The sequence below is a fragment of the Paraburkholderia sp. BR10936 genome, from assembly GCF_040965735.1.
GTDB lineage: Bacteria > Pseudomonadota > Gammaproteobacteria > Burkholderiales > Burkholderiaceae > Paraburkholderia > Paraburkholderia nodosa_A.
This window is the reverse complement of record NZ_JBFRCM010000022.1, coordinates 51,186-64,483: the sequence shown is the minus strand read 5'-3', so window position 1 is coordinate 64,483 and position 13,298 is coordinate 51,186. Positions and strand designations below refer to the sequence as shown.

Sequence of the window (13,298 nt, the reverse complement as noted above, 5' to 3'; positions counted from 1 at the left end):
TCAGTATCGAGCGGTAGAAATACTCAGTGTAGCAGCGTCGGTTTATCGATGACGGAGTGTTCGTTCAGGAGGTTTTTTGCCCATTTGATCGAAGATGCAGACAGATTGGGTGCGTGTCTAACAACCGTTTCCAATGCAGCAATATGTGCGGTCCAAAAGTCGTTGAGCTCTCCAGGCTCTGGATGTTGCGCGAAGAGGCATTTGAAGGCTGCAATTATTGTACACAGCAGAATTCCACGGGATTCTTCGTCGATCGAGTGTGTGCCATGCTTTGAAGATAGATTTTCATCTTCTCCGAGTGCTTCTGTGCAGTTGATCTGATCGAATTCAGACACAAGTGCTTCCATCTCGGACTGGGCGGCTATCCAGTACGCCCCGGACGAATCGCTACCCTTTGAGGACGCGAATATCGCCTCCGTGGAGCGCCGAAACGTTTTGGCAGAGGCGCTCCGATTTGTGCGGTTGGTAACTATCTGCACGATCTCGTAAAGTGCGAGTATGTGTATGTGGAGTCTAAGCTCAAGCGCCGCATTCTGATCTAACAGCTGATGGACTTCTTTCTCCAGATTACGGATGCTATCGACAAGTGAATCATGTTGATCGTTATTCATATAGCGTGATAGTGTTAGAATTTTGCTGTTTTATAAATGACTGATCTGGCTGTTGATCGATTGCGACATTTCGCCCGGATCTCGGTCACGTTGCCGACGGGCTGGCTGATCGATACCATCAACGTATTGCTGTGAAGATTGGTGTGCCTCAAAGTCGAGCGAACATTTCGGTGTTTTGTTCGTGAGCTGTTAGTTGGAACGCGACTGCAACTTCGCGGTTCTGGTCTCTAATACCGGCGGTTGACCAAGTGCGTAAGTGGATTCGACGGCGCCTGTTAAAGTGGATTCCGTGCGGTTCGATTGAAGGAGATCGCGAGTATTTATTGAACGTCCGGATGACAGAATAGGACACTGACTGAGCAAGCGGGAGGATCTTAACGTGCGCCCAATTCTGGCCAGTTTGCTTGTTGGCACGGTTGTGCTGTTCATCGCTACATTCAGGGTTGCAGCCCGCCGGCGCCGCCAACGGCGACGCGACGAACTGATGCGCAACCTTGATCATCACGAGTGGTATCACGGTTCGCGGCCCCGGCCCGGGCCCCGGCCCCGGCCCCGGCCCCGGCGCCGGCGCCGGGGCGGGGCAACGCGCTAGCGCTGGGTCGTCCATGTGGGGCGAGTTTCCCGGTCAGTTTCGCGTACCTGGCATAGGGGAGGTCGGCGCGAAGGCGAGAGAGGGCGGCGCACGGAGCACACATGCAACTCTCGCCGGCATTGCCTTTCGCAAGCCGATTGATTCGTGTGGTGCCAGTGACGCAACAGTGAACGCATGCATTGAAATGCTATACATACCCGTACGGATTTTTTTCCTGCCAGCGCCAGTGATCGATGCACATGCGCTCGATGCCGTATTCTGCCTTCCAACCGATGAGTGATTGTGCCCTCGCGGGATTGGCATAACATTCGGCGATGTCGCCGGGACGGCGGTCTACGATTTCATATGGCACAGTACGTTCGCACGCCTGCTCGAAGGCCTTCACGACTTCGAGGACGGTGTAGCCGCGTCCGGTGCCCAGGTTCACGATGAAACCCTGGTCACGCGCAGCCAGCGCATCGAGCGCTTTTAGATGTCCGTTTGCCAGATCCACAACGTGAATGTAGTCCCGCACGCCTGTACCGTCTGGCGTCGGATAGTCGCCGCCGAACACGCGCAGTTTTGGCAGCTTGCCGACAGCCACCTGCGCGACAAACGGCATAAGGTTGTTCGGGATACCGGCGGGGTCTTCGCCAATCAGGCCGCTCTCGTGCGCGCCCACCGGATTGAAATAGCGCAACACCGCGATACGCCATGACGGATCTGAGATCGCGACGTCACGCAGGATCTGCTCGGCGATGAGCTTTGATTGTCCGTATGGGTTGGTTGCGGTGAGCAGGTAGGTTTCGTCGATGGGCGAGCGCTCCGGCGCGCCATACACCGTCGCCGAAGAACTGAACACAAACTGCTTGCAGCCGTATCTGCGCATCACGTCCAGGACCGTGAGCAGACATTCCAGGTTGTTGCGATAGTATTCGATCGGTTTGGCCGCAGATTCGCCGACGGCTTTGAGTGCCGCAAAGTGGATCACGCCAGTGATTTTATGTGTCTCGAAGATGCGCGTAAGCGCCCGTGCGTCGCGCACATCTTCTTCGTAGAAGGTGAGTTGTTTTCCTGTGATCTTCTGGACGCGCGCGAGCGATGCCCGGTGGCTATTGACGAGATTATCTACGACGACAACGTCGATGCCTGCCTCCAGTAGCGTCACGCAGGTGTGTGAGCCGATGTAGCCGGCGCCGCCTGTGATGAGGATTGTGCTTTTGGTGTTCGTCGTCGAGAAGGAGTTTGCTGGAGTCATCAGATATTTTCAGAGCTTCATACCGGGGGATCGCGGATCTGTTCTGGCAGATTCACGGATCTGTGTCGCAGCGCCTGTACGGTGGCAAGGAGCCGCTGAAAAGCAACCAACTGGCCGCTCACTTGCAGATTGACAGGCTTCTAACCTACCACGTGCTGCAAGGTAAGTCGGGGTGATTGCCGCAAAGTGGAATGTTTTGGCGAGTTTGGTCTACGTGACCATATTGGAAGAGGTTTGTTCGGTTAAGCGTGAAGGTAAGCCGCCGGATTGGCGTTTTCGTCGGCCTGAGAAGCGGGGGCACGAGTGAGTTCTCAAATACACGATAAACGGCAAGAGATTCCCTCTGCTACCGACGTACAAACGTCGATCCTCGATTGGTCTCGGCTAGCTGGTTACCGTCCATCAAACGTTCAAGCGGAAAGTTCTTCGGACCGAGCACGCGGTGTCGAGTTTCGGCGCAAAGAGAGCTACATCTCGGCATTGAAGCAACGCCGTCAGAACGATTGGTGAGCGAAAAAAACCGCCAGGCATTTCCAGCCTGGCGGTGCGAATCCGGGTTCGATCTAGTTCGGGGGGAACCGGACCCGGTGGACCACATTAGGCTCTGGGCAGCACGAGCCAAACGTGACGGGAATTTAACAGACAGGTTTGTCGTATCGATTTCAATGGCGTTCACATACCAGATTTTGGCCGACTGGTCCGGGTCCTGAGAATTTGACGGCATCTTTACTTTGCGATCGATGAATATCCGTGATCTGTGAATGGCTGGAGAATCGTGTTTTATTTGGTGTCCTTCGTCGGAAGATTTGTAGGTGAGGCTAATGAGCCGGAAAACGGAAGATATCCAGCTCTGCACGATGAGCCCGCGGTCAGTTGTGTCGCACGAGACAGCAAACTTCGCTCCATTGATTATGTCTCGCCGAGGAAGTCGCCTTCACGCTGATCGTTGTTCCGAGGGCGTGTGACACAGAATCTGAAGTGTGTTCGCAGTGCCAATCCCGCCCCCCGAAACCGCCGGCGAAATAGGAACAATAGTTAGCGAATATCACGCACAGGTAGCATCGCAGCAAGCGGGTTTCGACTCGCTCACGAAGTGGTTTCGGCAACAATCGGTGACGCGCTTCTACTAGTACTGATCGGACAATACCGTCGACCTTTTCGCAAGAGATCGAATAGCGACTGAGCATAGTCTTCCGCTGTCCCGACAACTAATAGCAGCACGGTGTCCTTGGTGTTCTTCACTGGATCCGGAAGCCGCCCAGTTCTGCATGGAACCAAGCCTGCCTCGTTAACCACTCAGAATCAGCAATATCCGCGTCGCGCTCGCCCAAGGCAAATCTATGTTGATCGCTATGGCGAGTCGGGATTTGTAGTCCCGGTAGTGTCAAAAGGTAGTGAGGCTATTGCGCCGATCTGTCAAGATTGGCGGCGCACGATCGGAGCGCTTGTGGCGAAAATGCACAGCACAATTTCTCTCCTGAATACGCTGGCTTGCGATTGCTTATACTCTGTGCACCTCTTTTTCCGAGGCGCTTCGTATGCTGCAGGAATGGCTTTTTTTCCCGCGACTTGGCTGGAATACTCCTATTACTTTGGCGCTAACGTCGGCGACGGTCGGCAGTGTCGTAACGCTAGTTTGGATCGCGGCGCGAGATGGCCGAGAACGCAGGCGCCACCGACGTGACACTTCTTTGGAGCTGGCGTTAGCGCTGGAAAGCTACGCTCGGACCTGTCGTACGGTGATGCATAAGGCAGCCTGGGCGGCGTCGGAGCCAGTCGGTCCCGCGATCCGTGAGCCCAGCAAGGGCGTGTCCGTTCCCGCCTTTGCCTATCCGGACAAGTTGCGATGGGACGTTCTGAGCCGTGGACTCGTCTCGGAGTTGCGCGAGTACCCGGCAACGGCGCACGCCGCTCGGGAGTATGTCGAGGCATTCCGCGAATTCGGTGAGCCGCTCGACTTTTGCGGTCAGGTTGAAATCGAATGTGCAAAAGCTGCGAGAGGAGCGTTAGCGTTGGCTCGTACCACGCGCCGGCGGCACGGAGCCGCGACGTGGAAGCCGGGCGCCAGAGATTCGGCCATGGAGCGTGAACTGTCCGACTTCATCGCAATCGCCGAAGAAAAGCGCAAGCAATTGCTCGAATGTCGGACGGGGCCAACAGTCGGAGTTGGCTGGGAAGCTGACGTACAACCACTCAAACGCCAGTTAAGCGTGTGAGGGCTCGACGACGCAAAGCGGCATCAGTCCGCGAGCCGCTTTGCGCCCTGACTGGTTATTCAGCGTAAAGCAGTCGTTCGGCTCTGTAGCCTACGTAGAGCTGAGATCTTGTAAGGTGGCGTGTTCCCTCCTAATCTGTAGCAGGAGCGCCCGGTTGCCGGTCGTCGTAACCTGCGCGCTTTTCCTGGTAGCCTATCGCTGCTGATTGCCTGGCGCAAAGCAGCAGACCCAACATGGGAAGCGCGATATAGCTCACGCCCAGCAGCGTAATCACGTCGCTCGACACGGACGACACGAGGCTATTCACACCGAACGCCAGTCCCATCTGCGAGCAGCAATAAATGGCGCCTGCGCCGCCCCGATGGGCCGTAAAGCGGCTCATGCAAATGGCCGACGCGCAAAGCACGATAAACGAGTAGCTGAACGACACGCCCGCGACGCTCAGCAGAAAGCCGCGCGCGGACAAGCCACCCAGCGTCGAAAGCGTCAGCAACGCAACGCCGCAGAAGATGGCGATGAAAAGCCCGGCGATCATTGTCGGGAGCATCCCGAATCGGCCGATCAACCTGGGCAACAGCAAACGGCTGACGACCAGGCCGCTACCGACCAGCGCGCTGACCCATCCGTACTGCGTGGCGGAATAGCTGAACTGCTGCTGCAGCACGAATGGGCTCGAGCTCGTGTACATGACAAAGCAGGTCATGCCGACACCGGCCACAATGGTCGACGAAACGAACGTCGCATCCGACAACACCACGCGGTAGGCCGCGAAGACATCGCGTGCCGTGATCGAGCGATTCTTGTGCGCGTTCGTTTCACGGCAGCGCAGATAAACCGCGAACATCGCGCAGAGCAGCGACGCCATGACGACAAAGTTGGCGCGCCACCCGAACCACGTTTGCACGAAGCTGCCCACCAGCGGGCCGAGCACGAACGAAAGCCCCGTGAACAAGGTGATGTACGAACTGGCAATCGCGTAACGATCGCCTTGCACGATATCGGCCAGCACGATGCGCGACAGGGCGAGGCACACGCCGCTGCCCAGCCCCTGAACGAAGCGCGCGAGCAAAAAGCCCGTGATCTTCGCAGCGAACACGGTCCAGAGATTACCCATGATCGCAACCGCGAGGCCGATCAGAATGACGGGCTTGCGGCCATGCTTGTCGCTCATCGGTCCATACACGAGCGCTCCCACGCCCGTCCCGAAGAGAAAGACGGAGATCGACGCCTGCACATATTGCTGCGAGGCGTGCATGACGTTCATGATTTCCGGCAGCGACGAAAGATGAATGTCCGTGCCGAGCAGACCAATGAGCAGCAACGCCGTGACCACCACGACGACCTTCATTTCATCGCGGCTAAAGCGCACTTTTTTCGATGGGGACACAGACCGTCCTTGCAATGTTTCGGGCTCGAGCGAGGTGGGCTGGGGCATCAGGCGAGGCACTCCTGCTCGTGCCTTTGCAGATGACGCGCGATGATCTGCGCGCTTTCGCGACTCATGATGCTGTGGTGATCGCCCGGCACGTGCACGACGTCCAGCGCTTCGGCGAGCGCGCCCCAGCCGAGGTCGGGTTCGCCGAACTGCCGCGCGAAACCTTCCTCGCCACAGCACAGCAGCACGCGTCCGCTAAAGGGCGCCGGACGATACGTGCGAAGCGCTTCGTCATTCGCGGCGATCACCGACAGCACCTGCCTGATCTGCCGCTCGCCTGTGCCGGCCGGCAGCAAGCCTTGTTGCGTTGCGGCTTCGAGCACATGGCGCCAGTGCACGTCAGCGGGCACATCGCGCAAGTTCTCCCAATCGAATGACAGCTTCGGCATGAGAATACCGAGCATCACGGCGTCGTCGCTGAGCCATTGCCGGGCCGCCATCTTGCCGTAGGTACCGTTGCGGTACAGCGGTTGCACGCTGGTGTTTTGCGCGCGCGAGTCCAGCAGGGCCAGCAGCGCCACGCTTTCGCCGCGTCGCTCAAGCTGCTGCGCCATCTCGTACGCAATGCATCCGCCCATCGAATGCCCGATCAGCCGGTATGGGCCCTCGGGCTGCACCGATTTCATCAGGTCGATGTAATCCGAAGCCATCGCTTCGATGCTGCGCAGCGGGGTCGATTCGCCTAGCAGGCCGCCCGCCTGGATGCCGTACACGGGCTGGTCGCCGCCCAGGCTGCGCGTGAGTTCGACGTAGTTGGTCGTATGGCCGCCATACGGGTGAATGCAGATGAGTGGCGGCAACGCGCCCGTGGTGCGCATGCCTACCAGTTGCTGGCGGCGCGGGTCGCGCATCGTTTGCAACGAAGCGGCGAGCGCTTGCACCGTGGGGCTTTCGAGCAACGCCGCCGCCGGCAGTTGATGGCCGATCAACTGCTCAATCTGCAGAATGACGCTTAGCGCCGAAAGCGAGGTGCCGCCGAGTTCGAAGAAGTTGTCGGTCACGGCAACCGACGGCATGCCGAGCACCTCCGCGAAGATGCGGGTCAGCTGCGACTCCACGGTGTCGTGCGAAGAAGCCGCGGTCGACGCATCGTGGGATGCGGCTGCGTCCGGTTCGGTCGCGGATTGGCGAGGCTGCAAAGCCACAGCACGCGCCGGGCTCGTGCTTCGTGCCTGCGGCCAGAAACGTTGACGCTCGAACGGATAGCCCGGCAACGCGGCACGCCGCCGCTTGGCGCCTTCGTGCAGCTTATCCCAGCACGGCGCGACGCCAGCCACCCACAAGCGCCCCACGCTCAGCGCCAGCGCGCCGCAATCGGACCATCCCGGCGCGCCGGAGAGCGTGGCCGTTGCGACTCGCGCATTCGCACTGTCCGCATGCCGCCGGACGATCGAGGTGAACGCGTGCCCCGGGCCCACTTCGACAAAGAGCCCGTCCGGTGACTGAAGCAACGTGTCGAGCCCCTCGGCGAACCGCACCGTCTGGCGCATATGGCGCACCCAATGTGCAGGATCGGTGGCCTGCTCGTTCGTGACCCACGTTCCGGTCACGTTGGTGATGTACGGAATCTGCGGAGCACGCAACTCGACCTGGCTGACGAGCGCCATGAATGACTCGAGCGCCGGATCGAGCAGCGCGGAATGAAACGCGTGCGACGTTGCCACGCGCTTGCAGCGCAAGCCGGCGTCGTCGAGGCGCACCTGCACGGCGTCGATCTGTTCGGCCGGACCCGCGAGCACGCTAGAGCGCGCCGCGTTGACCACAGCGAGATCCACGCCGTTCGCGACGTAGGGCGCCAGTTCCTGCGCCGACGCTTCGACTGCGAGCATCGAACCGGCGGGCAAGGCCTGGATTAGCTGGCCGCGCAGGACGACGAGCTTCAGCGCACCGGCCAACGACATGACGCCGGCCACGCACGCGGCCACGTATTCGCCGAGGCTGTGCCCCATCATCGCGTGCGGGCGCACGCCCCAATGTTCCAGTTGTCGCACGAGCGCATATTCGACCACGAAGAGCGCGGGCTGCGTGATGGACGTCTGCATGAGCCGCTCGCGTGCGGCATCGGTTGCGCCGGGTACATCGACTGGCGGATACAGGACCGTGCGGATGTCGAGGTCCATGAGCGGCTGAAGCAACTGCGCACAGTGGTCGACACAATCGCGGAACACGACTTCGGACGCGTAGAGATCGCGGCCCATGTTGACCTGCTGCAGACCTTGTCCGGGGAACAGGTAGGTGACGCGCGCGGACGGCGCGGTCACGCCCGTGCCGCTGCGCGTTGCGGGCAGTGCAGTGAGCGCTTCGAGCGCGGCGGACGCACTGTCGCACACGACGACGCGCCGGTGCGGGAAGTGCGTGCGTCCCAGTTGAAGCGTGTAGGCGATATCGCCCAGATCGGCGGCAGGATCGTCCCGCAGGTGGCTGGCCAGGTTGTCGGTCATCGCCTGCAGCGCACGCTCCGATTTCGCCGACAACGCCAGCACGTGAAACGCCGCATCGCCTTCGCGCTCGCGCGCGGCCTGCGACGGCGCTTCCTGCAGAATCACGTGCGCATTCGTGCCGCCAATGCCGAACGAACTCACGGCGGCGCGCCGCGGCGTGGCGGTGCGCGGCCAGTCGGTCAGCGTGTTGTTCACCCAGAACGGGCTCTTTTCGAGTTCGAGCTTCGGATTGGCCGACTCGAAATGCAGCGTCGCCGGAATCTTGCCGTGATGCACGGATAGCGCAGCCTTGATGAGGCCGGTGACGCCCGCCGCTGCGTCGAGGTGGCCGACATTCGACTTCAGCGAGCCGAGCGCGCAGAACTGCCGCGCATCCGTATGGCGGCGCCACGCGCGCGTGAGCGCATGAACTTCGATCGGGTCGCCCAGCGGCGTTGCGGTGCCATGTGCCTCGACGAAGCCGATGCTTGCCGGATCGACGTCCGCACGCGCGAGCGCATGCTCGATCACGTCGGCCTGGCCGTCGGTGGCCGGGGCGGTGAAGCCCACCTTCGCGTTGCCGTCGTTGTTGATCGCGGAGCCCTTGATGACCGCCCACACATGGTCGCCGTCTGCGAGCGCTGCGGACAAACGCTTGAGCACGACGATCGCGCCGCCGCTGCCGCGCACCGTGCCTTGCGCGCGGCTGTCGAACGGACGGCAGCGCCCATCGGCCGAAAGAATGTGCCCTTCCTGATGCAGGTAACCGGTGCCGTGCGGCATTTCGAGCGACACGCCGCCTGCCAGCGCGATATCGCATTCGCCGAGCAGCAATTGCTGGCAGGCCACATGAACGGCGACGAGCGAGGTCGAGCACGCCGTTTGCACGGTCAGCGCCGGGCCGCGCAAATTGAGCTTGTACGCGAGCCGCGTGGAGAGAAAGTCCTTCTCGTTGAGGATGGTGGTCTGGAACAGTTCGGCAGCGCTTTCCGGATGCGCGTCGAGATAATGGAGCAGATACCCCGAGCGGCCCGTGCCGCCGACCACGCCGATCCTGCCGGTGTAGCCCGCGTTCGCATAGCCCGCGTGTTCCAGTGCCTGCCAGCCCGTTTCGAGGAAGAGGCGCTGCTGCGGGTCCATCAAGAGCGCTTCGCGCGGCGGGTAGCCGAAAAACGCGGCGTCGAATCGATCCACGTCGTCCAGCACGCCCTTGCGCTTCACGTAGCGAGGGTCGGCAAGCAGGGCGGGATCGACGCCGGCCGCGAGCAGCTCGCTATCGCTCAGTGGCCTGACCGATTCGACACCGGCCACGAGATTGCGCCACAACTCCGCAACGCTCTGCGCACCGGGGAAGCGACCCGCCATGCCGATGATGGCGATGTCGGTGTCTGCATGATCGACGCCATGCGGCACGCGCGCCGCTTTTCGCGCGATGTATTGCGCAGGGTTGGACGGCGCGGCAACGGCTGCCGGTCCGGACGCGCCGCGCAGGTGATCTGCCAGCGACCGGATGTTCGGAAAGCGGAACAGGTCCATCGTCGGCACGTGTTGCCTGAGTGTCTGTTCGAGTTCGATCTCCACGCGAACGAGATCGAGCGAATGACCGCCGACTTCGAAGAAATTGTCGTCAATCCCCACGGCGTCCAGCTTCAACACCGCTTTCCACACGTCGGCAATCTGCTGCTCGAGCGCGTCGCGCGGGGCGAGCACGCTGTGCGGGGTCACGCGCTCGGCGTCGGGCAATGCCGCGCGATCGATTTTGCCGTTTGGGGTGAGCGGCCATGCGTCGAGCAGCATGATCGCCGAGGGCAGCATGAAGTCGGGCAGCTTGCCTTGCGCATGGGCGCGAATGTCAGCAGCGGTGATGGCGCCCGCTTCGTGAGCAATGGCGTAAGCCAGCAGCGATGGCGCGCCGCCGTTCGTCGCCCGCGCGATCACCAGCGCTTCGCGCACGCCGGCGCATCCGGCGATCACCGACTCCACTTCGCCCAGCTCGATGCGAAAGCCGCGAATCTTCACCTGATGGTCGAGGCGCCCGAGGTATTCGAGGCTCCCGTCGGGCAGAAAGCGGGCGAGGTCGCCCGTTTTATACATGCGCGCGTGCGGGCCTCCGAACGGATTGGCGATGAATCGCTCGGCCGTGAGGTCGGGGCGGTTCAGGTAACCGCGTGCAAGACCGGAGCCAGTAATATGGATCTCGCCCGCAATTCCCACCGGCACCTGCTGCAATTGCGCGTCGAGCACGTACACGCGCGTGTTCGCGATCGGCCGCCCGAGCGACACGCGTTCGGCGTCCGGCTGCAGGCGCGCAATGGTCGCGCACACCGTCGCTTCGGTCGGCCCATACGCGTTGAGAAAGCGGCGTCCAGGCGCCCAGCGCTTGACGATGTCGAGGCTGCATGCCTCGCCGGCAGCGGCAACAGTGCGCAGTGTCGGCAGATCTTCGGGCTGCAGCAAAGCAAGAACGGAAGGCGGCAGCGTGATCACCGTCACGGCGTGGCGCGCGATGGTGTCAATCAGCGCCGAGCCCGGCATCATGTCCGCTTTCGACGCGAGGCACAGCGCGGCGCCGGCGCACAAGGTGCTGAAAATTTCCGCGACCGACGAGTCGAAACTCGCCGACGCGAACTGCAGGAGGCGGCTGTCTGGGCCGATTTCGAACAACGCGGCCATGGTATGGACCATGTTGGACAGGCCGTAGTGCTCCAGCATCACACCCTTCGGGCGTCCGGTGGAACCGGAGGTGTAGATGACGTACGCGAGATCGTTCGGCTTCGAGGCGATCTCGAGGTTGTGCACGGATTCGCCGGCAATGGCAGCGGCTTGCGTATCGACGCACACGCGCCGTACCTTTGCGGACGACACCTCCGCGCCGGCGCCCTGGCCCGTGAGCAGCAAGCTCAGCCCCGAATCGTCCTGCATGTAGGCAAGACGCTCCTGCGGGTAGCTCGGGTCCAGCGGCAAATACGCGCCGCCTGCCTTCAGCACCGCGAGAATCGCGACCACCAGCGCGGGGCCGCGCTCCATGCTTACGCCGACCAGCTCGCCCGGTTTCAAGCCGCCGCGGCGCAGATGATGTGCAAGCTGATTGGCGCGTGCGTTGAGTTCGGCATACGACACCGTCTGCGTTTCGTGAAGCAGCGCCGCGGCCTGCGGCCGGCGTTGCGCCCAGTCTTCGACGAGCCGGTGCGCGGGCGTCTGCGGGAAACGGCTTTCGGTTGCATTCCAGACGGCGTAAGCGGCGCGCTCGCGCGCGCTCAGCATCGACAAATGCCTAAGCTCCGTGTGCGGCGCTTCGACGGCGCTCGCGATCAACGTCTGGAATTGATCGACCAGATAGCGAATGCTCGGCGCGTCCCATAGGGCCGTGTTGTACCAGCACACCGCGCGCAGGCAGCCGTCCACCTCTTCGACCACGAAGTCGAGATCGAACTTGACGCCATGCTGCTCGAGCGGATAAGACGCGAGCGGCAGGCCGGCCAGATCGAGTTCCGAGCCACCCAACCCCATTCGTGCAGCCGCCACTCCGCGCATATGGTCGAGATGGGCTTTCTGGTACGTAAAGGACACCTGAAAAATGGGGCTGCGGCTCGCATCGCGCACCACGCCCAGTTGCTCCACGAGCAACGGGAACGGATAGTCTTGGTGTTCCTTCGCGCCGACCAGCACCTCCCGCACGTGCTGCAGAAACGCATTGAACGTGTTTTCGCCGTCCACACGCGCGCGCAGCGCGCAGGGGCTCGCGAAGTAGCCGACCGTGCGCGCGTAGCCTTGCGGCGGCCGCCCGAAGCGCGGCGAGCCGACCACGATATCGTCTTGTCCCGTATAGCGGTAGAGCAGCACGTAAAAGGTGGCGAGCAGCACCGTGTAAAACGTGACGTCCTGCGCGCGCGCGAGGGCGCGGATCTGCTGCGTGAGCGTTTTACCCAGCTCGAATGAATGACCCGCGCCAACGTGAGTCTGAACGCGCGGACGCGGCCGGTCGGTGGGCAGGTCGAGCACGGGAAGCTGGCTCAGCTGCTTTTTCCAGTAGGCGGCATGCGATTCACCCGCGGGGGACGCGAGCAGGTTTTGCTGCCACTCGACGTAGTCGACGTAAGACAGCCCGGTGGACGGCAATTCCGCCGTCTTTCCGTCAACGCGCGCCCGGTACAGCAGCCCCAGTTCTTCCATCATCACGATGAGCGACCACGTGTCGGCGGCAATGTGGTGGCAGTTCAGAAACAGCACGTGCGTGTCGGCAGCGCGTGAAAAAAGGCGTGCGCGGAAAACCGGGCCGTTTTTCAGGTCGAATCCTGTGTCAGCCTCTTGGGTCAGGCGCGCATGCAAGGCGGCAGCGTCCCATTGCGACGCATCGTCGTGCTGGAAATCCGGTTGACCGGGCGCATGGATCAACTGGACAGGTTCGCCTTCGGGTGCCGCGTACGTCGTACGCAAGACCGGATGCCGCTCAACCAGATCCTGCAATGCACCGCGAAATGCCTCCACGTTGAGCGCAGCGTGAATGGACCACGCCATGGGCAGGCCGTACTCCGCACCATTCGGATTCAGGCACCACAGAAACCACATGGCGCGTTGTCCGCGCGAGAGTTTCGCCATTGCGGGGGAGGGCGAAGACGGGGCAGCGTGGTCGGAGGAAGTGACGGCTTGGATTGTGTAGCGGTTCTGCGGTTGCATGCGGTAGTTATTACTTGTCTGGTCTTATTGAGTCGTTTCACGTCCACGACGAGGATCGGAGCGGCTGGCCGAAGAAATGTTGCCGGACGTGGCTGCGGAATCCGCGTCAG

The 13,298-nt window shown here is 61.6% G+C and carries 5 protein-coding genes; 1 reads left to right on the top strand and 4 read right to left on the bottom strand.

Features of this window, described 5'->3' with window-relative positions; translation table 11 throughout:
* Positions 1-23: 23 nt before the first annotated feature.
* Both AB4Y36_RS34115 and galE read right to left on the bottom strand, forming a co-directional pair.
* Positions 24-611: a hypothetical protein gene (locus AB4Y36_RS34115; protein ID WP_368618952.1), complete on the bottom strand. Its 588-nt coding sequence runs from the start codon at positions 609-611 to the stop codon at positions 24-26.
* 779 nt (positions 612-1,390) lie between these two features.
* Positions 1,391-2,440 (bottom strand): UDP-glucose 4-epimerase GalE, encoded by a 1,050-nt coding sequence (galE, locus tag AB4Y36_RS34110; protein ID WP_368618951.1) that lies wholly within the window; start codon positions 2,438-2,440, stop codon positions 1,391-1,393.
* A 1,538-nt stretch (positions 2,441-3,978) separates the two neighbouring features.
* Between galE and AB4Y36_RS34105 the strand changes: the two genes are divergently transcribed.
* Positions 3,979-4,656, top strand: coding sequence for a hypothetical protein (locus AB4Y36_RS34105; RefSeq protein WP_368618950.1), 678 nt, complete (start codon positions 3,979-3,981; stop codon positions 4,654-4,656).
* Positions 4,657-4,786: 130 nt separating this feature from the next.
* Here AB4Y36_RS34105 and AB4Y36_RS34100 read toward each other — a convergent pair whose 3' ends face one another.
* The gene (locus AB4Y36_RS34100) at positions 4,787-6,043 is read right to left on the bottom strand and encodes an MFS transporter (protein ID WP_368685334.1); all 1,257 of its coding nucleotides are present in this window, start codon (positions 6,041-6,043) and stop codon (positions 4,787-4,789) included.
* Positions 6,044-6,090: 47 nt separating this feature from the next.
* Complete coding sequence (locus AB4Y36_RS34095) at positions 6,091-13,110, bottom strand: amino acid adenylation domain-containing protein (RefSeq protein WP_368685333.1); 7,020 nt, start codon at positions 13,108-13,110, stop codon at positions 6,091-6,093.
* Between the last annotated feature and the right edge of the window lie 188 nt (positions 13,111-13,298).

What these genes read in the sequence shown, in the direction of transcription:
- AB4Y36_RS34115 (WP_368618952.1), bottom strand. Translation starts at nt 611, where the DNA reads ATGAATAACGATCAACATGATTCACTTGTCGATAGCATCCGTAATCTG.
- AB4Y36_RS34095 (WP_368685333.1), bottom strand. Translation starts at nt 13,110, where the DNA reads ATGGCGAAACTCTCGCGCGGACAACGCGCCATGTGGTTTCTGTGGTGC.
- AB4Y36_RS34105 (WP_368618950.1), top strand. Translation starts at nt 3,979, where the DNA reads ATGCTGCAGGAATGGCTTTTTTTCCCGCGACTTGGCTGGAATACTCCT.
- galE (WP_368618951.1), bottom strand. Translation starts at nt 2,440, where the DNA reads ATGACTCCAGCAAACTCCTTCTCGACGACGAACACCAAAAGCACAATC.